The sequence below is a fragment of the Thioclava sp. F1Mire-8 genome (genome assembly GCF_002213165.1).
GTDB classification, from domain to species: Bacteria; Pseudomonadota; Alphaproteobacteria; order Rhodobacterales; family Rhodobacteraceae; genus Thioclava; species Thioclava nitratireducens.
The window spans coordinates 1682599-1708621 of the sequence record NZ_NBNY01000001.1 but is presented as its reverse complement, the minus strand read 5'-3'; the positions used below and the strand labels follow the sequence as shown (position 1 = coordinate 1708621).

General features: G+C 64.1%; 25 protein-coding genes. 16 read left to right on the top strand and 9 right to left on the bottom strand.

Annotation, left to right across the window (positions count from 1 at the left end):
* Positions 1 to 87 precede the first annotated feature (87 nt).
* On the bottom strand, positions 88 to 705 hold the full coding sequence (maiA, locus tag B6V75_RS07880; protein WP_088719251.1) for a maleylacetoacetate isomerase: 618 nt from the start codon (positions 703 to 705) through the stop codon (positions 88 to 90).
* Positions 702 to 1178, bottom strand: a complete 477-nt coding sequence (locus B6V75_RS07875) for a MarR family winged helix-turn-helix transcriptional regulator (protein ID WP_075777554.1) — start codon at positions 1176 to 1178, stop codon at positions 702 to 704. The genes maiA and B6V75_RS07875 overlap by 4 nt, the downstream gene beginning before the upstream one ends.
* 259 nt (positions 1179 to 1437) lie before the next feature.
* Here B6V75_RS07875 and hmgA point away from each other — a divergent pair, with 259 nt between their 5' ends.
* From hmgA to B6V75_RS07835, 8 genes are read left to right on the top strand one after another with little or no spacing between them, the layout of a single operon-like run.
* Positions 1438 to 2799: a homogentisate 1,2-dioxygenase gene (hmgA, locus tag B6V75_RS07870; RefSeq protein ID WP_088719250.1), complete on the top strand. Its 1362-nt coding sequence runs from the start codon at positions 1438 to 1440 to the stop codon at positions 2797 to 2799.
* Positions 2796 to 4034 (top strand): fumarylacetoacetase, encoded by a 1239-nt coding sequence (fahA, locus tag B6V75_RS07865; protein WP_088719249.1) that lies wholly within the window; start codon positions 2796 to 2798, stop codon positions 4032 to 4034. Before hmgA ends, fahA begins: the two co-directional genes overlap by 4 nt.
* Positions 4035 to 4045: 11 nt before the next feature.
* Complete coding sequence (locus tag B6V75_RS07860) at positions 4046 to 4996, top strand: MBL fold metallo-hydrolase (RefSeq protein WP_088719248.1); 951 nt, start codon at positions 4046 to 4048, stop codon at positions 4994 to 4996.
* A gap of 27 nt (positions 4997 to 5023) precedes the next feature.
* Positions 5024 to 6580 (top strand): FAD-dependent oxidoreductase, encoded by a 1557-nt coding sequence (locus B6V75_RS07855; protein ID WP_088719247.1) that lies wholly within the window; start codon positions 5024 to 5026, stop codon positions 6578 to 6580.
* Positions 6577 to 6813, top strand: a complete 237-nt coding sequence (locus B6V75_RS07850) for a DUF2783 domain-containing protein (protein WP_075777559.1) — start codon at positions 6577 to 6579, stop codon at positions 6811 to 6813. Before B6V75_RS07855 ends, B6V75_RS07850 begins: the two co-directional genes overlap by 4 nt.
* A 54-nt stretch (positions 6814 to 6867) precedes the next feature.
* Complete coding sequence (locus tag B6V75_RS07845; RefSeq protein ID WP_075777560.1) at positions 6868 to 7908, top strand: TRAP transporter substrate-binding protein; 1041 nt, start codon at positions 6868 to 6870, stop codon at positions 7906 to 7908.
* The gene (locus B6V75_RS07840) at positions 7905 to 8351 is read left to right on the top strand and encodes a TRAP transporter small permease (RefSeq protein ID WP_075777561.1); all 447 of its coding nucleotides are present in this window, start codon (positions 7905 to 7907) and stop codon (positions 8349 to 8351) included. Before B6V75_RS07845 ends, B6V75_RS07840 begins: the two co-directional genes overlap by 4 nt.
* Positions 8348 to 9658 carry a TRAP transporter large permease gene (locus tag B6V75_RS07835; protein ID WP_075777562.1) on the top strand — a complete coding sequence of 437 codons (1311 nt, stop codon included), beginning with the start codon at positions 8348 to 8350 and terminating at the stop codon, positions 9656 to 9658. Before B6V75_RS07840 ends, B6V75_RS07835 begins: the two co-directional genes overlap by 4 nt.
* Here the strand turns inward: B6V75_RS07835 and B6V75_RS07830 are convergent.
* Positions 9655 to 10107: a MarR family transcriptional regulator gene (locus tag B6V75_RS07830; protein ID WP_075777563.1), complete on the bottom strand. Its 453-nt coding sequence runs from the start codon at positions 10105 to 10107 to the stop codon at positions 9655 to 9657. The genes B6V75_RS07835 and B6V75_RS07830 overlap by 4 nt on opposite strands.
* Positions 10108 to 10195: 88 nt before the next feature.
* Positions 10196 to 10651 (bottom strand): Lrp/AsnC family transcriptional regulator, encoded by a 456-nt coding sequence (locus tag B6V75_RS07825; protein ID WP_075777564.1) that lies wholly within the window; start codon positions 10649 to 10651, stop codon positions 10196 to 10198.
* A 133-nt stretch (positions 10652 to 10784) separates the two neighbouring features.
* Here B6V75_RS07825 and hppD point away from each other — a divergent pair, with 133 nt between their 5' ends.
* The 3 genes from hppD to B6V75_RS07810 all read left to right on the top strand — a co-directional run bounded on the left by hppD (position 10785) and on the right by B6V75_RS07810 (position 13120).
* Positions 10785 to 11879 carry a 4-hydroxyphenylpyruvate dioxygenase gene (hppD, locus tag B6V75_RS07820; RefSeq protein WP_088719246.1) on the top strand — a complete coding sequence of 365 codons (1095 nt, stop codon included), beginning with the start codon at positions 10785 to 10787 and terminating at the stop codon, positions 11877 to 11879.
* 376 nt (positions 11880 to 12255) lie between these two features.
* Positions 12256 to 12459 (top strand): hypothetical protein, encoded by a 204-nt coding sequence (locus tag B6V75_RS07815; protein WP_075776434.1) that lies wholly within the window; start codon positions 12256 to 12258, stop codon positions 12457 to 12459.
* 187 nt (positions 12460 to 12646) lie between these two features.
* Complete coding sequence (locus B6V75_RS07810) at positions 12647 to 13120, top strand: autoinducer binding domain-containing protein (protein ID WP_088719244.1); 474 nt, start codon at positions 12647 to 12649, stop codon at positions 13118 to 13120.
* Positions 13121 to 13255: 135 nt separating this feature from the next.
* Here the strand turns inward: B6V75_RS07810 and B6V75_RS07805 are convergent, their stop codons facing one another.
* Together B6V75_RS07805 and B6V75_RS07800 are read right to left on the bottom strand one after the other, a co-directional pair.
* Positions 13256 to 15622 (bottom strand): DUF2309 domain-containing protein, encoded by a 2367-nt coding sequence (locus tag B6V75_RS07805; RefSeq protein ID WP_088719243.1) that lies wholly within the window; start codon positions 15620 to 15622, stop codon positions 13256 to 13258.
* Between the two features lie 4 nt (positions 15623 to 15626).
* Positions 15627 to 17177 carry a proton-conducting transporter membrane subunit gene (locus B6V75_RS07800; protein ID WP_088719242.1) on the bottom strand — a complete coding sequence of 517 codons (1551 nt, stop codon included), beginning with the start codon at positions 17175 to 17177 and terminating at the stop codon, positions 15627 to 15629.
* A 93-nt stretch (positions 17178 to 17270) separates the two neighbouring features.
* Here B6V75_RS07800 and B6V75_RS07795 point away from each other — a divergent pair, with 93 nt between their 5' ends.
* A complete protein-coding gene (locus tag B6V75_RS07795) occupies positions 17271 to 18164 on the top strand; it encodes a LysR family transcriptional regulator (RefSeq protein ID WP_088719241.1) in 894 nt (297 codons plus the stop codon).
* 103 nt (positions 18165 to 18267) lie between these two features.
* Here B6V75_RS07795 and B6V75_RS07790 read toward each other — a convergent pair whose 3' ends face one another.
* From B6V75_RS07790 to B6V75_RS07780, 3 genes are read right to left on the bottom strand one after another with little or no spacing between them, the layout of a single operon-like run.
* The gene (locus B6V75_RS07790; protein ID WP_088719240.1) at positions 18268 to 19392 is read right to left on the bottom strand and encodes a C4-dicarboxylate TRAP transporter substrate-binding protein; all 1125 of its coding nucleotides are present in this window, start codon (positions 19390 to 19392) and stop codon (positions 18268 to 18270) included.
* Between the two features lie 44 nt (positions 19393 to 19436).
* Positions 19437 to 20747 carry a TRAP transporter large permease gene (locus B6V75_RS07785; protein WP_088719239.1) on the bottom strand — a complete coding sequence of 437 codons (1311 nt, stop codon included), beginning with the start codon at positions 20745 to 20747 and terminating at the stop codon, positions 19437 to 19439.
* A complete protein-coding gene (locus B6V75_RS07780; protein WP_141104897.1) occupies positions 20744 to 21271 on the bottom strand; it encodes a TRAP transporter small permease subunit in 528 nt (175 codons plus the stop codon). Before B6V75_RS07780 ends, B6V75_RS07785 begins: the two co-directional genes overlap by 4 nt.
* A 131-nt stretch (positions 21272 to 21402) precedes the next feature.
* Here B6V75_RS07780 and B6V75_RS07775 point away from each other — a divergent pair, with 131 nt between their 5' ends.
* The 4 genes from B6V75_RS07775 to B6V75_RS07760 all read left to right on the top strand — a co-directional run bounded on the left by B6V75_RS07775 (position 21403) and on the right by B6V75_RS07760 (position 26022).
* The gene (locus tag B6V75_RS07775) at positions 21403 to 22281 is read left to right on the top strand and encodes a LysR substrate-binding domain-containing protein (RefSeq protein WP_088719238.1); all 879 of its coding nucleotides are present in this window, start codon (positions 21403 to 21405) and stop codon (positions 22279 to 22281) included.
* A gap of 117 nt (positions 22282 to 22398) precedes the next feature.
* Positions 22399 to 23148 carry an alpha/beta fold hydrolase gene (locus tag B6V75_RS07770; protein ID WP_088719237.1) on the top strand — a complete coding sequence of 250 codons (750 nt, stop codon included), beginning with the start codon at positions 22399 to 22401 and terminating at the stop codon, positions 23146 to 23148.
* 361 nt (positions 23149 to 23509) lie between these two features.
* A complete protein-coding gene (dctP, locus tag B6V75_RS07765) occupies positions 23510 to 24607 on the top strand; it encodes a TRAP transporter substrate-binding protein DctP (RefSeq protein WP_075776425.1) in 1098 nt (365 codons plus the stop codon).
* 92 nt (positions 24608 to 24699) lie between these two features.
* The gene (locus B6V75_RS07760; protein ID WP_088719236.1) at positions 24700 to 26022 is read left to right on the top strand and encodes a TRAP transporter small permease subunit; all 1323 of its coding nucleotides are present in this window, start codon (positions 24700 to 24702) and stop codon (positions 26020 to 26022) included.
* Position 26023 lies beyond the last annotated feature (1 nt).

Below are 26023 nucleotides of genomic sequence, written 5' to 3'. Positions count from 1 at the left end.
ACGCAGCTTCGCGTCATCTTGTGCTGCGTCTCGATTTCCTCGTCCGTCACGTAGGCGTTGAAACCAGGGACCGCCTCTCCCGAAGCATCAGCCCGTGGGGGGCGCCGGTCGCGCGGCGGCGAAGGCCGGAAGTGTCTCGAGATGCGCGGCGATCCGCGAGATATTCGGCATCGGCGCAAGGTCGATCCCCCAGCGCCGCGCATTGTAGATCTGTGGCACGAGGCACAGATCCGCGAGCGTCAGCTGGTCGCGCCAGCAGAATCGCTCGCCCGATATCATTTCCTCGACCGCGGCGAGGCCGGGGGCGATGAAAGTCTGCATCCAGCTTTCCATCGTGATCGCACCGTTCGAGGCCGCCACGGCGTGTTTCGCGACGCGCAGATTGCAGACAGGATGGATATCGACCGCGATAGCCTGGGCAAGGGCGCGGACATGGGCGCGGTCGGCCGGAGCTTCGGGCAGCAGGCCGAGCGCGCGGGTCTCGTTGAGATATTCGACGATCGCAAGGGATTGGGTAAACCGGTCGCCATCGATCTCAAGCGTCGGCACGAGCCCCTGCGGATTGACGGCGAGATAGTCGGGATCGCGCTGTGCGCCGATCGTCAGATCGACCGGAGCGGCCTGCCATTCAATCCCGGCGAGTGCGAGGGCGATACGGACACGGTAGCTTGCCGAAGACCGCCAGTAATCATGAAGTCGTGTCATTCGATCGGCGTCCCCAGCAGTTTGTCCATTGCGCGCTGCAAGCCGGCGAGATCGGATCCGAGCACCGCCTCCAGCTGCCGCTGATAGGCGATCGCGCGCGGCAACAGCTCCGCCATCAGACGTCGCCCCTCGCGGGTCAGACTCAGCGCGACCAGCCGGGCGTCCACGTCGTCGGGCCGTTTCTCGACCAGACCTTTCGCCTCGAGGTGGCTCGCTGCGCGGCTGACCTTTGGGCGCTCCAGCGAGGTGCGTCGTTCTATATCGCGCACCGAGACCCGGCCCGCATGGGAAAGATGCACCATCACCCGCCATTGCGGCATCGTCAGCCCGGCGTCGCGATAGCCCGCCGCCAGTTCCTGGCTCAGCTTCACCGAGAGCTCCGCGACCAAATAGGGCAGGAAACGCTCGAGATCGAACCCCGGGAGGGGGATCTCTTCATCAGCGGTTTCACGAACTTTTTGTTCAACGGTCATGGGATTCGATGCGGCTTCAAGTTGTTGCGACTGCAACGAATGAGCACGAAATACGTTGCGATTGCAACGAAAATCGTGCGCCGTCCGGAAATATGGATGTGTAACCATCAGTAAATAATTGATTTTTTACCAAGCCTCCCTCGCTCTTCGTTGCGAATGCAATAAAATCCTTGACTTCGTTGCGAATGAAACGAAACTTGGGCGGAGTTCGACGCCGGCATTTTTGCAAGAGGCCGGCGAACAGGGAGTGGAGGATCTCATGACCGAGCAAGCTCTGCCGAGCGGCATGGTGCGGGCAACCGGCACGTCGGGGCCGCATGAAGGCTACATGCCGGGTTTCGGCAATGATTTCGAAACCGAGGCGCTGCCGGGTGCGCTGCCGCAGGGCCAGAACAGCCCGCAGAAATGCGAATACGGCCTTTATGCCGAGCAGCTTTCCGGCACCGCCTTCACCGCGCCGCGCGGTCAGAACGAGCGGACCTGGTGCTATCGGATCCGGCCATCGGTCAAGCATGTCGGTCGCTTCACCAAGATCGACGTGCCCTATTGGAAATCCGCGCCGAATGTCGATCCGGACGTGATCTCGCTCGGCCAGTATCGTTGGAACCCGGTGCCCCATTCCGATGAGCCGCTGACCTGGGTCACCGGCATGCGCACGATGACCACGGCGGGCGACGTGAACACGCAGGTCGGCATGGCGAGCCATATCTATCTCGTGACGCAGTCGATGGAGGACGAGTATTTCTTCTCGGCCGACAGCGAGTTGCTCGTCGTGCCGCAAGAGGGGCGGCTGCGCTTCTGCACGGAGCTCGGGATTATCGATCTCGAGCCCAAGGAGATCGCCATCCTGCCGCGCGGTCTGGTCTATCGGGTCGAAGTGCTCGAAGGGCCGGCGCGGGGCTTCGTCTGCGAAAACTACGGCCAGAAGTTCGATCTTCCGGGCCGCGGCCCGATCGGTGCGAACTGCCTCGCCAATCCGCGCGACTTCAAATGCCCCGTCGCGGCTTTCGAGGATCGCGACGCGAAAAGCCGGGTCGTCATCAAGTGGTGCGGCCAGTTCCACGAGACCTTCATCGACCACAGCCCGCTCGACGTGGTGGCGTGGCACGGCAATTATTGCGCCTATAAATACGACCTGCGCACCTACAGCCCGGTCGGCGCGATCCTGTTCGATCACCCCGATCCGTCGATCTTCACCGTGCTCACCGCGCCTTCGGGTCAGGAAGGCACCGCGAACATCGATTTCGTGCTGTTCCGCGAGCGCTGGATGGTGGCCGAGCATACGTTCCGCCCGCCGTGGTATCACAAGAACATCATGTCCGAACTGATGGGCAACATCTACGGCATCTACGACGCCAAGCCGCAGGGCTTCATGCCGGGCGGGACCAGCCTGCACAACATGATGCTGCCGCACGGCCCTGACCGTAACGCCTTCGAACATGCCTCGAACGAGCCGATGGAGCCCGCGTTCCAAGGCAACACGATGCAGTTCATGTTCGAGACGCGCTTCCCGCAGCACCTCACCGAATTCGCCGCGAAGGAGGCGCCGTTGCAGGACGATTACATCGATTGCTGGGACAGCATCGAGAAGAAATTCGACGGAAAACCGGGGACCAAATGACCGACCAGACCAGCTGGGTGGCGTCCGCTCAGGGCGACACCGACTTTCCGATCCAGAACCTGCCCTACGGCGTCTTCGACGACGGCAATGGGGCGCGGATGGGCGTCGCGATCGGGGATATGATTCTCGACGTCGCCAAGGTGGATCACGGGCTTTCGGCAGATCTGTTCGCCGAGCCCGCGTGGAACCGCGTCATGGAGGCGGGCCCGGAGATCTGGGCCAAGCTGCGCGCGCGTCTGACCGAGCTTCTCTCCGACGAAGGGCACAAGTCCGCGGTCGAGCCGCATCTGGTGTCGCAAGCCGGGGCGAAAATGCTGATGCCGTTCCGCGTGACCGAATACACCGATTTCTACGCCGGCAAGAACCACGCGACCAATGTCGGCACGATCTTCCGTGGCCCCGAAAACGCGCTGCCCGCGAACTGGCTGTCGATCCCGATCGGCTATAACGGCCGGGCCTCGTCGGTGGTCGTTTCCGGCACGCCGGTCATCCGTCCCAACGGGCAGGTCAAAGGCCTGAACGAGGAGCTGCCGCGTTTCGCCCCTTCGGCGCGTTTCGACATCGAACTGGAATTCGGCGCCATCGTCGGCCAGCCCTCCGAGGGTATGATCTCGGTCAGTCAGGCCGATGAGATGATCTTCGGCTACGTGCTGCTCAATGACTGGTCGGCGCGCGACATCCAGGCGTGGGAATACGTGCCTCTCGGACCGTTCCAGTCCAAGGCGACGGCGACGACGATCAGCCCCTGGATCGTGACGAAAGCGGCGCTGGAGCCGTTCCGCGTCAACACGCCCGAGCGTGAGCGCGAATTGCTGCCCTATCTGCGCGAGCCGGGGCCGATGAATTACGATATCAAGCTGGAAGTCGCACTGCGCCCGGAGGGCGGCGAGGAGGCGGTGATTTCGCGCACCAATACCTCGATGCTCTACTACTCCGCCGCGCAGCAGCTGGCCCATCACACGACCTCGGGCTGTCCGATGCGCGCGGGCGATCTGTTGGGCTCGGGCACGATCTCGGGCACTGAAAAAGACAGCCGGGGCTCGCTGCTCGAACTGAGCTGGTCGGGCAAGGAGCCGCTGGAGCTTCCCGATGGCACGACACGCAGCTTCATCGAGGATGGCGACACGCTGACCCTGCGCGGTGCTGCGCAGGGCAAGGGATACCGCATCGGGTTCGGAGATTGCACGGGGCAGGTGCTCCCTGCGCGCGCTCTGCCCGACTGGGCTAAGGAATAAGGAGGCATCTGATGGCCAAGGCATTCGCGTCGCAAGGCGACATGGAAGAGAAGAAGATCAGCTTCACGGAAGTGGGCGAGGGCCTCTACGCCTTCACCGCGGAGGGCGACCCGAACACCGGTGTCATCATCGGCGACGACAGCGTGATGATCGTCGAGGCGCAGGCCACCCCGCGTCTTGCGCGCAAGGTGATCGAATGCGTCCGCTCGGTGACCGACAAGCCGATCAGCCACCTGGTGCTGACGCACTACCACGCGGTTCGCGTGCTGGGCGCCAGCGCCTATGGCGCGCGCGAGATCATCATGTCCGACACCACCCGCGCGCAGGTCGCAGAACGTGGGCAGGAGGACTGGGACAGCGAATTCGGCCGCTTCCCGCGCCTGTTCCAGGGCCATGAGGAAATCCCCGGTCTGACCTGGCCGACCACGACCTTCAGCGACCAGATGACGGTTTACCTCGGCAATCGCCGCGTCGACATCATGCATCTGGGCCGCGCTCATACCGCAGGCGATGCAGTGATCTGGGTGCCCGATCAGGAGGTGATGTTCACCGGCGATATCGTGGAATACCACTCGGCCTGCTATTGCGGTGACGGTCATTTCGGCGACTGGCCCGAGACGCTGGCCAATATCGCAGCCTTCGAGCCGCGCGCGATCGCGCCGGGTCGTGGCGATGCGCTGGTGGGCGGGAAGATGGTCACCGAAGCGCTGGAGAACACCGCCGATTTCGTCCGCTCCACCTTCAAGCCGGTGGAACGCGTCGTTGCCCGTGGCGGCACCCTGAAAGAGGCGTGGGACGCGGTGCGCGAAGCCTGCGATCCGAAATTCGCCGATTACGCGATCTATGAACATTGCCTGCCGTTCAACGTGGCGCGCGCCTATGACGAGGCCCGCGGCATCGACACCCCGCGTGTCTGGACGGCAGAGCGCGACCGCGAGATGTGGGACGCGCTTCAGGGCTGAGGCGCGCCGGCAGGGGAGGAAGAACCGATGCCATATGATTACAAGCCGTTCGACTATGTTGCGCCGAAGGGGCTGAGCGCCCCGGAGCCGCGTCACAAGGTCATCGTCGTTGGGGCCGGGCCGATCGGTCTCGCCGCTGCGCTGGAGCTTGCGAATTACGGCGTGGCGTCGGTCGTGCTCGACGACAACAACGTGGTGTCGGTGGGCAGCCGCGCGATCTGCTGGTCGAAACGCTCGCTCGAGATACTCGATCGGCTGGGCGTGGGCGATGCCTGCGTGCAGAAGGGTGTGACCTGGAAGGTCGGGCGCACCCACCATGGCGCGCGCGAAGTGTTCAACTTCGATCTGCTGCCCGAGGACGGCCACAAGATGCCCGCCTTCGTGAACCTGCAGCAATATTACGTCGAGGAGTATCTCGTCGCCGCTGCGCAGGCGAACCCGCTTGTCGACTTGCGCTTCAAGAACAAGGTCACCTCGCTCGAGCAGGCGGCGGATCACGCGACGGTCTCGATCGAGACGCCGGATGGGGACTATACGCTCGAAGGTGAGTATGTACTGGCCTGCGACGGGGCGCGCTCGCCGATCCGGCAGATGATGGGGCTGGAATTCGAGGGCGTTCTGTTCGAGGAACGCTTCCTGATCGCCGATATCGAGATGCAGGCCGATTTCCCGTCGGAGCGCTGGTTCTGGTTCGAGCCGGATTTCCACGAGGGCCAGTCGGCACTGCTGCACAAACAGCCTGACAATATCTACCGCATCGATCTGCAACTGGGCTGGGACACCGATCCGGAGGAAGAGCGCAAACCCGAGCGCATCATCCCGCGGATCGAGAAGGCGCTGGGCCATTCGAATTTCAAGCTCGACTGGACCTCGATCTACACGTTCCAGTGCCGTCGGCTGAAGAACTTCGTCCATGACCGGGTGATCTTCGTGGGCGATAGCGCGCATGTGGTCTCGCCCTTCGGCGCGCGTGGCGGCAATGGCGGGCTGCAGGATGTGGACGCGTTGGGCTGGCGTCTGGCGCGGGTCGTGAAGGGAGAGAGCACGCCCGCGCTGCTCGCCCGCTACGACGCCGAGCGGACCTTCGGCTCTGACGAGAACATTGCCAATTCCAGCCGCACCACGCGGTTCATGTCGCCGCGCCCGGGGGCGGAGCGGTGGTTCCGCGATGCGGTTCTGGCGCTGTCTGAGCATGCGGATTTCGCGCGCCCGATGGTGAACTCGGGGCGCTTGAGCCTGCCGTGCCGCTACCCGCTGGACCAGGCGCCCGATGATGCGGCCTTGCCGAGTGGCACCCGTCCCGGCGCGGTCGCCCCCGATGCTCCGCTTGGCAACGAATGGCTGCTCGATCGGCTTGCGGGCGGCTTCACGCTTCTGGGCCTCGGTGCCGAGGCGCCCGAGGTCGCGGGGCTGCGCAGAATGACGCTCGATCCGACGCCGGAGCTGCGCGCCCGCTATCTCGGCGATGCGCCCTCGGCGCTCTACCTGATCCGGCCCGATCAGGTCGTCGCGGCGCGTTGGCAAAAAGCGGGGGCCGAGCAGATCGCCGCGCAACTGGCTGCAATCGAGGAGGGCAGCGCATGAGCCTGATCACCGACCTGAACCTTGCCGATCACGACGCGCTCTACGAGCGGCTTATCGCTGCCCATGAGGGGCTGAACGAGGCGGAAAGCGCTGCGTTCAACGCGCGGCTGATCCTGATCCTGATGAACCATATCGGCGACCGCCGCGTGCTCGAGGAGGCGTTCGAGCTCGCCGCGCGTGCCGGGCGTCCCGATGCCAGCCCGAAAACCGGGCAGATGCGCGCCGATAGCTGATGCCTTTACCGAACGCGGGAGCTCCGCGTTCGTCGTCATTCTTGGGAGGAAACAATGACGCATAAACTGACGAAACGTGCTTTCCTGGGCTCCGCCGCCGCAGTGGGGGCGACCCTCGCGATGCCTGCGATCCCGGCACGGGCCGAGGGCGTGGACCTCGTCCTGTCGAGCTGGTTGCCGCCGCGCCACCCGATCGTGGTGGACGCGATCAAGCCCTGGGCGAAGGACATCGAGAAAGCGACCGAGGGCCGCGTGCGCATCCGCGTGCTCGCCAAGCCGCTGGGCTCGCCGCCAGCGCATTTCGACATGGCGCGCGATGGCGTGGCCGACATCACCTACGGTCTGCACAGCTTCACGCAGGATGACCGCTTCAAGAATTCGCGCGTTGGCCAGTTCAGCTTCCTCGGCAATGATGCCGTGTCGATGTCGGAGGCCTTCTGGACCGTCTATACCGAGAAGCTCGGCGCCGAGAAGGAACATGCCGGCACCCATCTGCTGGGCCTGTTCAACCATGGCCCCGGGATGGTCCACAACAACAAGCGTCCGATCAACAAGATCGAAGACCTGCAGGGTCTGAAGATGCGTGTGCCCGGCGGCTACATCGCCGATCTGATGAGCCATTTCGGCGTCGAGACGATCTTCACCCCCTCGGGCGAAGTCTATGAAAAGCTCTCGCGCGGCGTCGTCGATGGCGTGACCTTCCCCTATGACGCGATCGCCTCGTTCAACCTCGCGGATTACCTGAAATACACCACGACGATCCCGGGCGGCATCTACAACACCACCTGGTTCCTGGTGATGAATTCCGGCAAGTGGGACGCGATTTCCCCGGCCGATCAGGAGGCGATCAACAAGCTCTCCGGGCTCGCCTTCGCAACCCGCGTCGGCAAGGCTTGGAACGGCGCGGACGAGCGCGGCAAGAAGGCAGCGAAAGAGGGTGGCATGGTCGCCGAGACCGCGCCGCAGGGCGTGCTCGACGCGATCAAGCAAGAGGCCAGCGTGCTCGAAGGGCAGTGGGCCGACAGCCTGGGTGGCGACTATGACGGTCGCGCCGCGCTTGCCGAGTTCCGCAAGATGACGGGCGTGGACGTATGATCGCACGCGGCCGCTTCGTTCTCGAGGCAATCGCCGCGGGCCTGGTGACGGGGTTGATCCTCGTCACCTGTTTCGACGTGGTCGGCAGGTATCTGTTCAACAACCCGCTGACCGGCGCCTACGAGATCACCCAGGTGCTTCTCGGCGCGCTCGTCTTCGTCGCGATGCCTCTCACCACGGGCAAGGGAGGCCATGTCGAGGTCGACCTGCTGATGCCGATCCTGCCGCCGGTGCTGCGGCGTATGCTCGGGCGGATCGGGAGCGCGATCGCGGCGCTCGTCATGCTCTATTTCGCATGGCGGCTGGTGATCCTGACACAGGATCAGTTCCACACGCAGCTCGCGACCTCGGGTCTCGGGATCAAACTCTGGTATTTCGGTGTGATCGGCGTACTCAGCTTCGCCGTCTCCGCCCTTGTCGCGGTGCTTCGGAGGCCGGAATGACGATATCTCTCGTGGCATTCGCCATACTTCTGGCGCTGGTCTTCCTGCGCGTGCCGATCGCCTTCGCGATGGCGCTTGTCGGCGGGGCCGGGTTCGCATGGATGCGCGGCGCCGAGGCGGCCGGCTCGATGGTCGGCAGCGCCGTCTTCGAGACCGGGATGAACTATTCGCTTTCGGTCGTGCCGCTCTTCATCTTCATGGGCAATGTGCTGGCCGGATCGGGGATCGCCAGCGGTCTCTTCACGGGCGCCGACCGGGTCTTCGGGCGGATGCGTGGCGGGCTCGCGATGGCCACGATCCTCAGCTGCGGCGGCTTCTCCGCGGTCTGCGGTTCGTCGCTCGCGACCGCGGCCACGATGTCGAAGGTCGCGATGCCATCGATGCGCCGCTTCGGCTATCACGACTCGCTCGCCACCGGCGCCATCGCCGCGGGCGGCACGCTGGGCATTCTGATCCCGCCCTCGGTCATCATGATCATCTTCGGCCTTCTGACCGAGAGCGACATCGGCAAGCTGTTCATCGCGGGGATCGTTCCCGGGGTGCTCGGTATAGGACTGTATCTCGTGTCGGTCATGGTCGCAGTGCGGCTGAACCCGAAACTCGCCCCGGAAGTACGCGAGCCCCTTGCCATGAAACGGCAGGACATCGTCGGCGTGCTCGCGACGCTCGGGCTGTTTGTCTTCATCATGGTGGGCATCTATGGGGGGTTCTTCACCCCGATCGAGGCCGCCGGCATGGGCGCCGCTGCGGCCGTCTTGATCGCGGCTGCGGTCGGCGGTCTGAGGCTCGGCGCGCTCTGGCGGGCGCTCACCGATGCGGCAATCGCCTCCGCGATGATCTTCGCTATCGTCATCGGAGCCGAGATCTTCGGCAATTTCGTCACCTTCGCGGGTCTGCCCGACGCGCTGGCCGAACTGGTCTACAATCTCGGGCTGGGCGGCTACGAGGTGATCATCATCATCGTACTGATCTACATGCTGCTGGGCATGGTGCTCGAGAGCCTGTCGATGATCCTGCTGACGGTGCCGATCTTCTACCCGGTGATCTACCAGCTCGATTTCGGTTCAGGGCTCTTGGCCAATCCCGACAATGCGTTGATCTGGTTCGCCGTGATCGTCGTGGTCGCGACGGAGATCTCGCTGATCACGCCGCCTGTTGGCATGAATGTCTTCGTGCTGCGCTCGGTTCTGCCGGACGTGACGCTGGGCACGATGTTCCGCGGCATCCTGTGGTTCTGGGTGGCAGATATCGTGCGGATCTCGCTGATCGTGGCCTTCCCGGTGATCTCTCTCTGGCTGGTCGGCTAGTCCCGCTCGGGCTCGGTGCGGATATCGAGTTCGAGCGTGTCGATCAGCGCATTCACCCCGGCTTCGAGTCCGGCGCGCGCTTCCTCGGGCAGGGCGGAGAGCATCGTCTGGGCCCGGGCGTTCACCTTGGGCCGGGCCTCGCCATAAAGCGCACGGCCCGCCTCGGTGCATTCATACTCACGCAGCCGCCGATCACTGTCGGGCACGAAGCGCCGGATCAGCCCGCGCGCTTCGAGACGCGCCGCTGCCCGGCTTACCTGAACCTTGTCGAGCGTGGTGCGGCGCGCGATGTCGAGCGATGAAATCCGGCCGACCCCGTCGAGGATCGACATCAGCCTCCATTCCTCTCGCGTAAGCCCGTATTCGCGCGCATAGACATCCTGGAGATTGCGCGAGAAGGCCTCGGCGGCGATCGCGAGACGGTAGGGAAAGAATTCCTCGAGCTTCATGCGGTGCAAATCCTCCTCGGGGCAGGATGGCAGTGTTTCATGTGCAATGAAATGACTTTCGTGAGGCCGCTCCCGGCGCGCTCTGCGCTTAGATCGGCAGCGGCGCGTCCTGTTTGAACTGGTGCATGACGATCTGGCTCTGCACCCGGGCGACGGTGGGATGGGCAAGCAGCACGTCGTGGATCAGCCGGTGCAGTGCTGCCAGATCCGCGCAGTAGACGCGCAGCAGATAATCCGCCTCGCCCGTCAGGGTCCAAGCGGAGGTGATCTCGGGCTGCAAGGAGACGAGGCGCGAGAATTGCTGCGCCGGTTCCGCCCCGTGTCGCTGCATCTGCACCTGCACGAAGGCTTGCACGGCGAGCCCAAGCCGCGCCGCATCGAGCCGCGCGCCGTAGCCGCGGATCAGCCCCTCGGCCTCGAGCCGCTGCCGCCTGCGCCCCACTTGGCTTGGCGACAGGTTCAGCCGCTCGCTCAAGTCCTGCGAGGTTAGCTGGGCATTCTGCTGCAGTTCCGCGAGCAGGCGTTTGTCGATATGGTCGATCATGCGGAGATTTAGCGCCGAATTCCACCTGGATGCAATATTTGCGCAAAAATTGGCGCCCCTATGCGCTACTTCGCGCGGAACGAGCATTCGTCCCAGGTTACCTTCTTCTTAGCGCAAACAGGAGGAGAAACCCATGGGACCGTTCCCCCACGACGCCCCGCAATCCACCATCACCGAGGAGAATCCCGCTGGCACGGACGGGTTCGAATTCGTCGAATTCGCACATCCGGATCCGCAGGAACTGCGCGACCTCTTCGCGAAGATGGGCTATGAGCATGTAGCGAACCACAAATCGAAGCCGGTCGAGCTTTGGCAGCAGGGCGACATCACCTATGTCATCAACGCTGACCCCGACAGCTTCGCGGCCCGTTTCGTGGAGGAGCACGGGCCCTGCGCACCCTCAATGGCATGGCGCGTCGTCGATGCGCAGCACGCCTTCGATCACGCGGTGAAGAACGGCGCGGAGCCCTACGAGGGCACGGACAAGACCGTCGACTGGCTCGCGATCAAGGGGATCGGCGGCAGCCTGATCTATTTCACCGACCAGTATTACGACACCTCACCCTATAACGCGGAATTCGACTGGCTGAAGACGTCGAAGCCGAAAGGCGTGGGGTTCTATTACCTCGACCACCTGACCCACAATGTCTTCAAGGGCAACATGGACAAGTGGTTCAACTTCTACGGCGACTTGTTCAATTTCCGCGAGATCCGTTTCTTCGATATCGAGGGGAAATATACCGGTCTCTATTCCCGTGCGCTGACCTCGCCCTGCGGGCGCATCCGCATCCCGATCAACGAGGATCGCGGCGAAACCGGCCAGATCGTCTCCTATCTCAAGAAGTACAAGGGCGAGGGCATCCAGCACATCGCCGTGGGCGCCCGCGACATCTACGAGGCGACCGACGCGATTGCCGATCGCGGCATCCGCTTCATGCCTGCCCCGCCCGAAACCTATTACGAGCTCAGCCATGACCGCGTGACCGGGCATGAGGAGCCGGTCGATCGGATGAAGAAGCACGGCATCCTGATCGACGGCGAGGGCGTCCTCGGCGGCGGCGAGACCAAGATTCTGTTGCAGATATTCTCGAAGACGGTAATCGGGCCGATTTTCTTCGAATTCATCCAGCGCAAGGGCGACGATGGGTTCGGCGAAGGCAACTTCAAGGCGCTCTTCGAGTCGATCGAGCGCGAGCAGATCGAAAGCGGCGAACTCGTCGCCGAATGATCGCGCCACAAATCCAAGTTGCGACGGGGCAGGCTGGAGCCTGCCCCGTATGCATTTCGGCGGCGCTGCGGACGGAACCTTGCCGCTCAGCGAAATCCAAAAGCACGCACCACGCCGAGCAGAGCCTGGCGAGCTCGACGATCGGTCGGAGCCGGTTGGGTTGTTTGGGCCCCGAGGCCGACGGCGCCATGCAGAAAGTTCGATCAACTCTCCGTTATAGGCGCTGAAAGTCTGGAATTCCTCAGGTGAATGCTGCCGTCTTCCTTTGATAGCAAATAGGTATTCGAGAGAATTTATTTTTCAAAAAGACTTTCCTGTGCGCCCGGGGCCGGATCGCAAGCCCTCCGGCCCCAATTACAAACAGGCGGAGATTTTCATGACGGAGCCTTCTATCGAAATCGAATACTTGGATGACGGGGCGATCCGACTGCGCAAAGGCGCGTGGTCGGACAAGGTGCCGCGGTCGCAGATTGAGCGCTGGGCGGACCATTATGAGTTGATGCATCGAAATAACAGCAATGCCGGGTATCTCGAAATGGCCCGCGCGCTGCGGGAAGCCAGGGCGAAGTTTCTGCTTTGATTGGCTGAGCGGACAGAGAAAAATCCGCTGAGAAAAACCTGAAAGAGTGCGCCGAGGCAGATCAGTTGGGCCTTGTCGGCGTCCGCCCTTTCCTTCCGAATCCACAAATCGTAAGCTTCGGCAAAACGGCTCAGAATACGCCATAGGGATCGGCGCAAAATAAACTGAACTTGTCAGGAGGCGAAGATTGGATCAGCTGCGTGTAATCGAAGACCGCTTGCAGCGCCTTAATCGGATCACCGATTGGAAATTCGCCTTGGGTTTGCACATTCGCTTTGCCAATCCGACCCTGAGCTATGTGACGTACCCGAAAGAATGGGTGGATTACTACACCGAAAAACAGCTCGTTTTCGTGGACCCGACCGTCCGATGGGCGATCTCCAATCAGGGTATTTGCGATTGGGCGGACCTCTCCGACGGCGATGAGAGTGACGTGTTCGGCGCCGCTTCGCGTTTTGGATTGCGTTACGGGAAGGTCATTGCACTTGGGGAATTGGACCGTTCCATTGGCTTCTTTGCCCATCCTTCTCGTCCGATCACGCAGGAGGAGATCGAGCAGGCTCAATCGCTAATGCAGGAGCTTCACGACGTCACCCGCGATGCGTTGGACATGTCCGAGAAGGAACTCGAGGAGCTTCGCCAGATCCCGGTGTTGCCCTAAGCCGGGGTTCTTGGGCCAGACTCCAGAGACCCCGACACCAATGCCAATCTAGCAGAGCCGCAGAGTCTATTGGGCTGCCCGCGCCCGAGCAGTTGCGGTGCGGGCAGCCCCCGATGTTGCGAGCGGCGTTTACGGTCAGGCGGCGCGGATCTGGGACGGTTGGTCCCGCTCCACCCACGAACCGTTTTGATAGCGCGCCGTGATCCGGCCCGCATCGTCCATCGCCTGCAGCGACAACCAGCCATTTTCGAACAGCGCCTTGAGCTGCGGATGCCGCTCCAGCACCTCGGTGATCGCCTCGGTCGGGGCCGCGACGACCACCGAGAGCCGCAGCGGATCATGCCGCAGCCGCTCGCCGTCATGCATCGATTGCATCGGCAACCCGACCCGCAGATCGCCGCCATTGCCCTCGAACACACCGATGCCGCCGACCACGTTGTGCAACAGCTTGTTGCCCGCCCCGAACACCTCGGGCGCGGTGGCGGAGCCGTTATATTGCAGCGCGATCCAGCTGGTGACGACGGCAGGGGCGGTCAGGATCAGCTCGAGCGTGGAAAAGCCCGCATCCTGCCGCCAGTCGTAATCGTGCAGGAAGGCTCGCCCACCCAGATCGCAGCCCCTGCTCCGCGCCCTGGGGGCCACGATGAAGGCGCGGCAACCGGCCAGCCCCCATTCGGGCCGCAACTCGGACCAGTCCTTGCCCCGCCGGGGCAGATCGGCCTCCGACCCGGCGCGGGGGAGGGCCTGCGCCCGCGCCGTCCGGGCGATCTGGCCCGCCTTCGCGAGCGCTGTTTGCAACTGCGCCAGATGCGCCCGTGGCACCGCAGCCGTCCCGTCCTCGAACAGCCGTAGCTCGTCGCTGACGGTATCGTGCAGCCCGGCAAGGAACCGCGTCTCCGGCGGGATCGCGATGCCGTTCCGGGACAGTCCCTTGCGCACCACCGGATCGTTGAGCAGTTCCGCGAGCAACCGCGCGTTCACATCGCCCGCATGGCCGCCACAGGCCCCGCATTGCAGCGCGCTCGCATGCGGTGCGTTGGTGACATGCGCGCCGTGACCCGCGATCAGGACCAGCGGCGCGAAATCGGAGGTGAGCGACATCGCCTGCAGCACCCGGCCCGCCAGCGCGATCCGCTCATCGGAGGGCAGGTCGAGCGCGGGCACGGGCTCGGGGGTCGGTGCCGTTTCCTGCGCCATCGCCGACCCGAAAAGCTTGCCCAGATACAGCGGCCCGGCCGCTTCCACGAAGGCGAAGGACGACACCGCGGCCAGCTTGAACCGGCCCCAAGCGCGGGTGGCGCGCCGGGCGATCCGCGCGGCCTGATCGGCCTTGTCGCTCACCGCGACTTGCGACTCGATCCCTGTTTCCAACAGCACCGGCGCCCGCGCGTCGCGCTGGTCCGAGGCCAGCCGGCGATGGGCGATCGGCAGACCGAAGAAGCCCGCGAAGCCGCGCGTCTGCACGCCGGGATCGGCGGCTTCCAAGGCTCGCCGGAAGGGTTCGGACCGCACGTCGATGCAAAAGACCGCCTGGATGTCGGGTGCCTGTGCGCCGGTCCGTTCGTCCGCCGCTGCGAGCGTTTCCGCCAAGGCTCGTTCTTCGGCCCGGTCCGCGGCCTCTTGCAGTGCAAGATCGATGCGCAGATCGAGGCTTGGATCCAGCGGCGCGGCATGGTCTTTCAGCGCCCGCGTCCAAGGGACGGAGAGCCGGTCGCGGAAACACTCCAGCAGCGCCACCTCCCACGCGAGCCGGATCACCAGCATCTCGAACGCCAGCGCATTGCGCTCTCCCTTCAGCCCGTCCGCCCAGCCAAGCCCGCGCGCATATTGCGCCCAGCCGCCAAGGCTCATCGCGAGCCGATGCAGGTAGAGTGGCGCGGCCTCGGTGCTCAGACCAAGCCGTCCCGTCAGTTCCGCGAAGGCGGCGCGCGCATCCGTGGGCAGGCTCGCCGCGAAGGCGCAGAAGCCGCGCAGCCCGTGCAGACCCGGCGTCAGGTCGCGCAGCGCGAACGCTCGCCACGCCTTGAAGGCCGCGCCTTCGGGCGCAGGCCAGAGCGCTTGCCCCTTGTCGAAATGCCCGCCGGCCCAGAGACCGACCCGGTCCGCGATCAGCGCAGGCCAGTCCTGTCCGGTCTCCTTCGCGGCCAGATCGGCCAGCGTCGGATCGGGTCGATACGCGGGCGAGGGGGCGTGAAGCGCCTTTCGCACCTGATCGGGGTCGAGCCCGGCCTCGATCGCGGCGGCCGAAATGTCCTGCAGCGTGAGCCGCCCGGCCTCTAGCCACTGGGCTATTGCCTCGCGCGGGGCGGTCGTCCGGGCGCCCGCCACCCGCGCCAGCCGGGTCGCGGCCTGAAGGCGGCTCTCTCCGGCCTGACCGAGATAGGGGTTCACCGCCACCGTCGCCTCCAGCCCGAAGGCGGGCGGGATCTGAGCCAGCGTCTTTTCGGCTGCGGCAAAGAGTTGCAAGGTCGCGCCGGGGAATTGATAGCTGTGGAAACTCATAGCCTTAACCTTTCTTGAGGGGCGTCTGCCCGATCAGCCGATCGGTGAGCGCATTAAGATAGAGACCGTTCATGAGGTGGACCCGCAGCCCCGCCGCAGCCGGATGGCTGCCCCAGAGCGGGAAGGTCGCCTGCGCCCAGGCCGCGAGGCCGAAGCCGGCGATCGTCAGGAGCATCACCAGCCAGATCAGCGGGTCGGCCGGGGGCGGGGGCGGCAGGGTGCCCGCCGAGAGCGCATTTGCCCCCCAATGCAGCGCGAAATAACCAAGGGTCGCGCCCAGAGACATAAGCGTCGTGCGCCAGAACAGCGGCCACGGCGCGGCCTCCGCCAGCCCCTGAGCGATCAGGTAGGCGACGCCGAAGACGAGGATCGCCCCCAACGCGATCGCCTGTGGCGGCTCGTGCCAGAGCCCGGAGAGCGCGAGCGCCCCGCCGTAGATTGCGAGCGAAAGAAGGAAAGCGCGCAGCACCGCTCCGGCGCCCGGCACCGCGACCGGGCCGGGCCGGCGCTGCTGCGCCACCGCGGCGACCGCGCTGCCCGAGGACAGGAAGGCATGCGCCTTGTAAAGCGAATGCGCCACGATATGAAGCAGCGCCAGCGGAAACAGCGCCAGTCCGCATTGCAGCACCATGAAGCTCATCTGTGCGCAGGTGGACCACGCAAGCGAGGTCTTCACTGCCGATTGCGTCGTCGCCACTGCCGCCGCGATGAGTGCGCTGAGCCCGCCGACCAGCGCCAGCACTGCGAGGACGCCGGGTGCGGCGAGCATCACGTCGGCAAAGCGGATCAGCAGGAAGCCCCCTGCATTGACCACGCCCGCATGCATCAGTGCCGAGACCGGGGTTGGGGCCTCCATCACCTCGGTCAGCCAGCCATGGGTGGGGATCAGCGCCGATTTGAACACCGCAGCGACGCCCAGAAGCCCCGCCACGACCCAAAGCGTCTGCGGCCCTTGCCCGTCGCGCGCGGCCTCGAGGATGCGCGCGATGTCGGTGGTCCCGAAGCCATAGGCGAGAAGGCTCACCGCGACCAGCAGGGCACCGCTCGCGACCAACCCGCTGAGCGATTTCTTCCGCGCGGCGCGTTGCGCGCCGGGGCGCTCTGGATAGAACAGCAGCAACCGGTGCAGGCCGGTGCCGACCGCGATCCATGCGATCACCAGCTGGAACAGGTTGCCCGCCACCACGAGCGCAAGCACACAGGCGAGTGTCAGGCTCATCCAGCCCATGAACCAGCTTTGCCGCGCTTCGCCATCGAGCGCGACCCGCGAAAAGCGCAGCACCACCCAGCCGACGAAGCCGACGGTCAGTGCCAGCGAGATGCTGACGATGTCGATGCGCGCAGAGAGACCGATGCCCGCCATGCCTATGAGCGGGCTCGTCGTCGGCCCCGACAGCGCAAGCATCACCGCCGCGCTCACCGTCGCGAGCAGCCCCAGAAGTGAGGCCAACTCCGGCCCACGCAGTCGCGCTCCGGCCCGCTCCGCAGGCCTCAGAAGCAAATCAGTGCCGACCGCGATCAAAAGCGCAGCGGGCAGCAGCAAGAGATAAGACATGGCAACCTCCAGTTCGTTCCCGGGAGAGGTAGCGGCGGCTTGGTGTGAAGAAAAATTCATTGTTTGTGGGTTTTCGTTCTGTTTAATAGAACGATGTCAGAGTTGAACTACCATCATCTGCGCTATTTCCACGAAGTCGCGAAGGACGGGAACCTGACGCGCACGGCGGAGCGTCTGAACGTTTCGCAATCGGCACTCTCGACGCAGATCCGCACATTCGAGGCGCGGATCGGTCACCAATTGTTCGAGCGGCGCGGGCGGCAGTTGGTGCTGACCGAGGTCGGGCATATCACGCTCGACTATTCGGAGCGGATTTTCGAGGCGGGCGAAGAGCTTGCGGCCACGTTGCGACAGGCCTCGGCGGGACGTCAGGCGGTGAGGATCGGCGCGCTCTCCACGCTTTCGCGCAATTTCCAGATCGGATTTCTCGCGCCGCTCATCGGGCGCACGGATGTGGAGATCGTGCTGCGTTCGGGCAACGGGGGCGTCCTGTTCGAGGCGCTGCAGGCGATGGCGCTCGACGTGGTGCTGACGACGGAGCCGCCGGCACGCGACGTGTTCTCGAGCTTCGTCGCGCATCGCGTCGCCGAACAGAAAGTCTTGCTGCACGGCACGCCGCACCGGCTGCGGCATGCCACGCTCGAGGAGATGCTGAGCGAGGAGCCCGTGATCCTGCCGACCGACAGTTCGATCCGGACCGGCTTCGACAGCCTGATCACCCGGCTCGGGCTGCGTCCGCAAGTGGCGGCGGAGGTTGACGACATGGCGATGATCCGCCTTCTGGCCCGCGAGGATGCGGGGCTTGCGATCACGCCCGCCGTCGTTCTGGCCGACGAGCTTCGCGACGGGTTGCTGGTGACCGCACCGTTCGATCTCGATATCGGCGAGGATTTCTACGCGGTGACGCTGCAGCGCCGCTTTCCGAACCCGGTGGTCACGGACCTGATCGAGAAGGCGCGGGAGGCAGAGGCGTCCGGTCGCGGTTGATCCAGGGAAACGCGGGACAATGGCGCGCGCGACCTTGCTGGACAAGAACGCGAAAAGGCGGCTCGAAAGCCGCCTTTTCTTTTGGTCTCGAGCCCGATCGGTCTCAGTAGACGCCGTAGGTCGTCTCGTCGAGCTTGTCGTAGATCTCCGAGCGCGCAAGCGCGGCCAGCGCGTCCACATCGGTCGTGTCCACATTGGCGAGCAGCCCGTCCCACTTGTCGACGAGCGCCTTGAACTCGGTGAGGATCGCTTCGGGATCCTTCACACCGCGATCCTTGGCATTGGCGATCAGCGTGGCTTCATCGGCGACCACGAATTCGGCCAGCGCGTCTTTCAGGGCCTGATCCGGCTCGGCCACGGCCATGCCGTTCTCTTTCGCCGAGTTCACGGCCTTCTCGACATCCTTGTCGAAGGCGATGCGGTGCTCTGCGAGGTAATAGGCCATCTCATTGAACAACACGCGGCGGTTCTCGGGCGAGAGCGACTGCCAGAAGGCGACGTTGTAGCCCCATTCGAACCCGGCGTAGTAGTTGCCGATCGCGAGCGTGTTCATGTCGGTGACGACATCCTTCAGGCTGAAGCTGTCGAGCGCATCCGCCGCCGCGACCGCACAATCGAGCGAGCCGGCGTCAAGCCCGGTATACATCTCGCTCGACGGCATCGAGACCGGTACGGCGCCTACGAATTCTGCGAAGCGCGACCACGCGCCGCCCGCCATGCGCAGGCGCTTGCCCTTGATATCGGCCAGCGTGCGGACCGGGGTGTTGCACTGCATGAAGTACTGCGAGGTCGAATAGCCCCCGCCATAGACCACACCATTGGCTTTCCACTCCGCCAGTTGGGCGGGGTTCGTCAGGCCGAACTCGGTCGAGGCGAAAGCCATGACCAGCGGGTCGGTGTTGTAGAAAGCCATGTTGCCGATGAGATTGTCGATCGGCAGCTCGGAGGGGGTGTAGGTCCCGGCGTGATAGGTGACCTGCGCGATCCCGTCGCGCACGCCCTGCAGCGAGGAGGCCGGCGGCAGCAGCGAGCCTGCGGAGAACACGGTGAAATTGATCTCGCCATCGGTCTCTTCCGCGACCTTCTTGGCGAATTCCACGTAGGGGCCGCGCACCATCGAGTGGCGCTCGGCGAAGAAATGGTTGGCGTTGTAGTCTGCCGCGCTCGCCACGGTCGCGGTGGTCATCATCGCGAAGGCGATCGCCGCGGTCTTCATCGTCGACGTCATGTTCACAGGTTTCCTCCCTTTGGAACGGTAAATGAGTTGTCGTTTCACCCGGCCATCAGCGCGGGCAGGTAGAGGCTGAGCGCCGGAAACGCGATCAGCAGGATGAGCGTCAGCAGGTCCATCGCGATGAACCAGGTCGTGCCGGAGATGATGTTGCCGAGCTTCACCTTCCCCGACAGCGCGCTGTGCAGGACATAGAGGTTGAGCCCCACGGGCGGCGTCACGAGGCCGATCTCCAGGAGTTTGATCGTGATGATGCCGAACCAGATCAGGTTGATGTCGGCGGCTTCCAGCACCGGCAGCAGGATCGGCAGAGTCAGCAGCATCAAGCCGATCGAGTCGATCACCATGCCGAGGATCACGAACAGCCCCGCCACCATCAGGATGATCACCACCTTGTCGTCGGAGACGGCGAGCATCGCGTTGGTCAGCGAGCGCGGCACGCCGGACAGCCCCATGAAGCGGGTGAACATGATCGCCCCGATCGACAGGAAGAAGATCGAGGAGGTGGCGACGACGGTCTGGCGGATCGCGGCGCGCATCGCCTCCCATGTCAGGCTCCGGCGCAGCAGCGCGATCAGAACGGCGAGAGTCGCTCCCATTCCGCCCGCCTCGGTCGGTGTGAAGAAGCCCCCGAATATGCCGCCAAGGACGCCCATGATCAGGACCGGGAACGGCCAGACCGACCACAGCAGGCTCAGGAAGCGGCGCATGTCGAACGGCTCGGCGGCGCGCGGGGCGAGTTTCGGGTTCACCGCGCAGCGCACGGTGATCATTCCCATGTAGATCAGCGCGGATATCAGGCCCGGCACGACGCCCGCGATGAACAGCTGGCCGATCGACTGCTCGGTGAAGATCCCGTAGAGCACCATCAGGATCGACGGCGGGATCAGCGAGCCAAGCGTGCCCGAAGCGGCCACGACGCCGGTCGCGAGCGACGGGTGATACTTCGCGCGCAGCATTTCGGGCACGGCGATGCGCGACATCGCGGCGGTGGTCGCGATGCTCGAGCCCGACGCCGCCGCGAACAGTCCGCAGGCGCCGACGCTGGCCGAGGCGAGACCGCCCGGCACCCGCGCCAGCAGCATCTTAAGCAGGTCGAAGGCGCCACTCGTCAGCCCGGTATTGGCGGCGACGAAGCCCATCAGCAGGAACATCGGGATCGCGGTCAGCGACCAATCCCCGATGAAGCTGAAGGGCAGGGCGCTCACGATGCCGAAAGCCGCGGTCAGGTTCAGCATCGATGCGATGCCGATGAAGGAGACGATCATCAAGGCGATGCCGATCGACATCCGCAGCGCGAGAAGTCCGAACAGGCTCGCGACGCCGATCCACCCAATGGTCAACATGCTCATGCCGCGGACTCCGTATCATGCAGTTTGGTGACGGGTTTGCCTTGCACAAGCAGCACGGCGCGCAAGAGTGCCGCCACGGCCGCAAGCCCGAAACCCAACGGCAACATGCAACGGGCGGGCCAGACGATGATCTCGCGGCTGCCCATCACGACTTCGCCGACCTTGAAGGCGCGGACCGCGTCGAGACCCGTGCGCCACGTCATCACCGACAGGATCGCCGCGGTCGCGAAGAAGGTGATCAGCAGGCTGATCCGCTGGAGCCAGTCGGGAAAATGGTTGAACAGCAGATCGACGCTGATCTGCTCGTCGTCATATTCGACCAGCGCCATCGGCAGCATGACGATCGCGACCATGTAATAATAGGACGAGATCTCGACCGTTCCCTGGATCGGGGCGTTCCAGAATACCTTCAGCACCACGTCGAGCGTGATGTTGCCCATCATAACGATGATGCCCAGCCCGCCTACGAGCATCAGCCCGTGAGTCAGTCGCCGAAACGCTCGATCAATGAATCCTCTCTGCACCGGTCACCTCCCCGCGATCTTGTGCGCCGGCCAGAGCATTCCTGACGGGGACTACCTATTCAAATAGCAAAGCTTGATCGGATGATCGCGGTTCGTTATCGCTCCGGGGAGGACGGCAGGGAGAGATACTCATGGGCCCAACGCGCATCGGCATTCGCCACTTGCGCTACACGATCGCGGTCGCGGATGCGGGTGGTTTCCGCGCCGCCGCCGAGGCGCTCAACATCGCGCAGCCGGCGATCAGCAAGACGATTCAGGACACCGAGACCGATCTTGGTTTTGCGATCTTCCGGCGCAGCGCGACCGTGTTCGAGATCACCGAGGCAGGACGGATCTTTCTGGAGGATGCGCGCCTGACCCTTGCCACGTTCGAGCGCACGATCCGCGCCTCGCGGCAGAACGCGCTCGGCGCGCGCGGGCATATCATCGTGGGCTATTCCGCACTGGCCTCGTCGTCGCAGATTTCCGCCGGGCTGGATCGGTTCCACCAGAGCTATCCAGGCTGTCAGGTCGAGATGCACGTGATGTCGACGGACACGATGATGCGGAACCTGAAATCGGGCGAGATCGATATCGGCTTCCTGCTGGCGCATGACAGCGTGCAAGACCCGGCCGTCGCGCAGGAGCCGATCTGGTCCACTCGGATCGGCGTCGTCGTGCCGCGCGATGTCGAGGCGCTGTCGCTCGAGGCGCTGCGCGAGCGGTCCTTCGTGATGGGCCTGCGGGAGAACTGGCGCTCGTTCCGGGCCCTGCTCGACACGGCCTTCGCACAGGGCGGTCTCGATCCGTTGGTGGTCGACGAAGCGTGGGACGTGCAGGTGATCTTCCAGCGCGTCGCGGAGGGGCGGGGCCTGACCTTCTACCCGATCAGCGCCGCAGACAGTCTGCCGGCCGCGCTGAAAATTCTCCCGGTGCCGGGCTGGAGCCCGGAGCTGACGATCGCGATGGCCTGGAGCAAGGTGGTCGACACGAAATTGCTGCAGGATTTCCGTACGATCTTCCTAGGCTGACACCGCGGCGGGGGTGATCCAATTTCGCGATCACCCGATCACACAAGCCTATTTGAACCTCGCGGAACACCTGACGTCTTATGGCGCCGCAAATGCCGACTGCCAGTGTGAGACCCGATGGATTACGATACCGACCCTGCGCCCTTTGACCTCAAGGGTTCCCGCACGGGTGTGCTGTTGCTGCACGGGTTCACGAGCACGCCCCAAAGCGTGGCTCATGTCGCACATGGCCTGCATCGGCTCAGCGGGGCGAGCGTCCGCGTGCCGCTGCTGGCCGGTCACGGCACGACACCGGAGGAACTGGCGCAGACCGGATACCGGGACTGGCTGGCCTCGGCGGAGGCGGCGCTCGCGGCGCTGCGGCAGGAGTGCGACCGGATCGTTGTGGCGGGGCTGTCTCTCGGCGGGACCATCGCCCTCAACCTCGCGATCCGCTTTCCTGATCGGGTCGATCGCGTCGTGACGATCAACGGCTCGACCGGGCTCTATCGCCCCGATCAGGTTGCGAGCCTCTTCGGCGATCGACCCGAGCCGTTCCAGCGCGGCATCGGCTCGGATATCCGCCATCCCGACCGGCGCGAAATCTGTTACGACCGGATTCCGTCCACCACGATGCGCGAACGCTTCGTGCTGACCTGTGCCACGGGCGCGATGCTGCCGGAGTTGCGCCAGCCGATCCTGGTCTTCCAGTCCCGCATCGATCATGTCGTCGCCCCCGAGAATGGGCTGCGGATCCTGCGCGATGTCGGATCTTCGGATGTCGGACTGGTCTGGCTGGAGAACTCGTTCCACGTCGCGACCCTCGACCACGACCGCGATTTGCTGGTCGAGAAGATCGGGGAATTCATCCTCGCGAACAGGCGATAAAGCGCGCGCAGCAGGGAAGTATCTGGCAGGAGTGTTTCTCCATCGACCTGAAGTCGCCCCAGCGTTGTGCAATGGGCAAGGGCTGCAGCTCGGCCCTGAGCCGCCCCCGTTGGAATTTTAGGGATATTTCACGAACGCACGCAAATTCGTGAATACTTGCGAAAAAACAAAACCCGTGCAAACCTCGCCTATACAGGGGGAGGAGAGTGGGTTTCCGCTTTTGAGGAGAAGCTGGAAGCCTTAGCGATCACGACGTCTCACGAAGTCGCGATGCGCTTGGAGGAGTGCCATCGCGTGTTTTCGACCTCCCTCTCATTCGGCCCCGCGTCCGTCGGGGTCGCAACCAAAACGGGGAGGAACCATGAAACATCTGACCACTCGCAGACATGCGTTGCGCACTCTTGCGGCGGCGGGCGCCGCCGGCCTTGCCGCGCCGCATATCGCCTCGGCCCAAGCCAACGGCACGACCTGGAAGATCCAGACCTCGTGGCCGGGCGGTGTCGGCCTTCAGACCTTCAAGGACTGGTGCGCCACCATTCAGGAAAAGACCGGCGGCGAGCTGGCCTTCCAGCCTTTCGGCGCCAATGACGTCGTGGGCGACTTCCAGCTTTACGACGCGGTGAAGAACGGCGTGCTCGACGCGGTCAACCCGTTCACCATCTACGTGCAGGGCATCATCCCGGCGGGCGTCTTCCTGACGTCCTATCCGCTCGGCCTGCGCAATCCGCACGAATTCGACGTGTTCTATTACGGCCTCGGCGGGCTGGAAATGGCGCGCGAGCTTTATGCGGCGCAAGGCATGTATTTCGTGGGCCCCGTCCACCACGGCCCGAACATCATCCACTCGAAGGTGCCGATCCGGTCGATCGACGACTTCCGCGGTCGCAAGATGCGCCTTCCCGGCGGCATGGTCGCCGACGTCTTCGGCGAAATCGGGGCGGAGACCACCGTGCTTCCGGGCTCGGAAATCTTCCCCGCGCTGGAGAAGGGCACGATCGACGTGGCGGACTATGTAGGCCCTGCGGTGAACTACGCGCTCGGCTTCAGTCAGGTGACCAGCTATATCTCGATGGGCCCGCCCGGCATGATGTCGCTCTACCAGCCGGTCGACATCATGGACATCACCGTGGGCATGGATGCGTGGAACAAGCTCAGCCCGCAGATGAAGCAGTTCGTCGAAATGGAAACCCACGTCTATTCCGACATGCATCACGCGGCGATCCAGAAGGCCGACCAGGAAGCCTGGGCAAAGTTCGAGGCCGACGGGACCGAGGTCACGCGCCTCAGCCAGGACGATGTGGAGCTGATGACCGAAGTCGCCGTCCCGATCTGGTTCAAGTACGCGAACCGCGACAAGGACAGCGCGCGGATCTTCAAGACGCAGCTCGATTACATGATGTCCGGCTCGCTCGGCTATGTGACGCCCGATCTGGTCGACGGGCTGGAACTGAAGCTCTGATTTGATCTCGAAGACAGTCTGACGGGCCCGCCCTCTGGCGCGGGCCCGGTTCAACTGATGGCCGGGCATGTCCCGACAACAGGGGGTGGGCAATGCCCAATATCGACTTCACTCTACCGCATTGGGCCTATTGGGCAGGGTTGATCCTGTTTCCGATCATTGCGGCGTCTCTGGCCAACAGGCCACGCAAGACGGAGCGGCGCTATTCGCTCTCCTTGGGCTATTTCATTCTCGTGACCGGGGGGATGCTGGGACTGCATCGCTTCTATGTGAAAAGCCTGCTGGGCTTTCTCTTCATTCCGGTCTTCATCGCCATTCTTTACGCGAATGCACAGGGCCATAACGCGCGCGGCACGGTTTCGGACATGTCGAACGTGGTGCGTATGGCCGAGCGTTCTCTGAGCCGCGAGCAGGAGCGGGTCGACACCGCGCAGGCCGATCTTCCGAAGCTGCGCGAGGAGCTGGCCGCCGCCGAAGAGGGCAGCTTTGCGCAGAAGCGCGCGCAGCGAAATGTCGATCGCGCCGAGAAGCGGGTCGCGGATGGCGAGTCGCTGATCGAACAGGCTCAGGCCGATCTCACAGAGGCGCGCCCGAAGAGGGACGCCGCCGCCGCCGTGCTCGCAAAATGGCGCAGCATCTCGAAATACGCTTTCTGGGTGCTGCTTGCGGGGATCGTCATTGACGCGCTCCTGCTTCCGATGCTGGTGCGGCGCGCCAACGCCTCGCTGCCCGAGCATGACGAGGAAAGCGAGGTCGAGCGGCGTCTCGAAGCGCTCGAGGAAGAGGAGATGAAAGACGATTCCCGCCATGTCTCGAAAGGTTGGACAGGCTGGATCGATCGGATTTCGCTCAAGGCGGGCGAGTTCGTCAGCTATTGGGCGATCATCGCGGTCTTCGTCTATTACTTCGAGGTCATCAGCCGCTACGTCTTCAACAGCCCGACGAACTGGGCGCATGAGGCGATGTATCTGATGTTCGGGATGCAGTACCTGATCTCGGGTGCCTACGCGATGCTGACCGAGAGCCATGTGCGCGTCGACATCTTCTACGCGCCGCTGTCGAAACCCCGCAAGGCGTGGGTCGATCTGCTGACCTCGGTCTTCTTCTTCATCTTCGCGGGCACGCTTCTGGTGACGTCGTGGATCTTTGCGATGGATGCGATCGCCGTGCCCACGGGCAACGGGCTCATCTCGCAATGGGCGCGCGGCGAAATTCCGACCGGCGAGATGCTGGCGAACTGGAATCTCGGACAATGGACCGATGCGAATGTCCGCTGGGGCGAGATCAGCTTCAACGAATGGGAGGTGCCTCTGTGGCCGATGAAATGGGTCATGGTGATCGGCGCTCTGCTGCTTGTTCTGCAGGGCATTTCAAAATTCGCGCAGGATCTGCGGGTCGTGATGGGCAGGGGCTGAT

Excerpts from the sequence above, each read along its gene's own strand:
- maiA (WP_088719251.1), bottom strand. The coding sequence starts at position 705 with ATGACACGACTTCATGATTACTGGCGGTCTTCGGCAAGCTACCGTGTC.
- B6V75_RS07875 (WP_075777554.1), bottom strand. The coding sequence starts at position 1,178 with ATGACCGTTGAACAAAAAGTTCGTGAAACCGCTGATGAAGAGATCCCC.
- hmgA (WP_088719250.1), top strand. The coding sequence starts at position 1,438 with ATGACCGAGCAAGCTCTGCCGAGCGGCATGGTGCGGGCAACCGGCACG.
- fahA (WP_088719249.1), top strand. The coding sequence starts at position 2,796 with ATGACCGACCAGACCAGCTGGGTGGCGTCCGCTCAGGGCGACACCGAC.
- B6V75_RS07860 (WP_088719248.1), top strand. The coding sequence starts at position 4,046 with ATGGCCAAGGCATTCGCGTCGCAAGGCGACATGGAAGAGAAGAAGATC.
- B6V75_RS07855 (WP_088719247.1), top strand. The coding sequence starts at position 5,024 with ATGCCATATGATTACAAGCCGTTCGACTATGTTGCGCCGAAGGGGCTG.
- B6V75_RS07850 (WP_075777559.1), top strand. The coding sequence starts at position 6,577 with ATGAGCCTGATCACCGACCTGAACCTTGCCGATCACGACGCGCTCTAC.
- B6V75_RS07845 (WP_075777560.1), top strand. The coding sequence starts at position 6,868 with ATGACGCATAAACTGACGAAACGTGCTTTCCTGGGCTCCGCCGCCGCA.
- B6V75_RS07840 (WP_075777561.1), top strand. The coding sequence starts at position 7,905 with ATGATCGCACGCGGCCGCTTCGTTCTCGAGGCAATCGCCGCGGGCCTG.
- B6V75_RS07835 (WP_075777562.1), top strand. The coding sequence starts at position 8,348 with ATGACGATATCTCTCGTGGCATTCGCCATACTTCTGGCGCTGGTCTTC.
- B6V75_RS07830 (WP_075777563.1), bottom strand. The coding sequence starts at position 10,107 with ATGAAGCTCGAGGAATTCTTTCCCTACCGTCTCGCGATCGCCGCCGAG.
- B6V75_RS07825 (WP_075777564.1), bottom strand. The coding sequence starts at position 10,651 with ATGATCGACCATATCGACAAACGCCTGCTCGCGGAACTGCAGCAGAAT.
- hppD (WP_088719246.1), top strand. The coding sequence starts at position 10,785 with ATGGGACCGTTCCCCCACGACGCCCCGCAATCCACCATCACCGAGGAG.
- B6V75_RS07815 (WP_075776434.1), top strand. The coding sequence starts at position 12,256 with ATGACGGAGCCTTCTATCGAAATCGAATACTTGGATGACGGGGCGATC.
- B6V75_RS07805 (WP_088719243.1), bottom strand. The coding sequence starts at position 15,622 with ATGAGTTTCCACAGCTATCAATTCCCCGGCGCGACCTTGCAACTCTTT.
- B6V75_RS07800 (WP_088719242.1), bottom strand. The coding sequence starts at position 17,177 with ATGTCTTATCTCTTGCTGCTGCCCGCTGCGCTTTTGATCGCGGTCGGC.
- B6V75_RS07795 (WP_088719241.1), top strand. The coding sequence starts at position 17,271 with ATGTCAGAGTTGAACTACCATCATCTGCGCTATTTCCACGAAGTCGCG.
- B6V75_RS07790 (WP_088719240.1), bottom strand. The coding sequence starts at position 19,392 with ATGACGTCGACGATGAAGACCGCGGCGATCGCCTTCGCGATGATGACC.
- B6V75_RS07785 (WP_088719239.1), bottom strand. The coding sequence starts at position 20,747 with ATGAGCATGTTGACCATTGGGTGGATCGGCGTCGCGAGCCTGTTCGGA.
- B6V75_RS07775 (WP_088719238.1), top strand. The coding sequence starts at position 21,403 with ATGGGCCCAACGCGCATCGGCATTCGCCACTTGCGCTACACGATCGCG.
- B6V75_RS07770 (WP_088719237.1), top strand. The coding sequence starts at position 22,399 with ATGGATTACGATACCGACCCTGCGCCCTTTGACCTCAAGGGTTCCCGC.
- dctP (WP_075776425.1), top strand. The coding sequence starts at position 23,510 with ATGAAACATCTGACCACTCGCAGACATGCGTTGCGCACTCTTGCGGCG.
- B6V75_RS07760 (WP_088719236.1), top strand. The coding sequence starts at position 24,700 with ATGCCCAATATCGACTTCACTCTACCGCATTGGGCCTATTGGGCAGGG.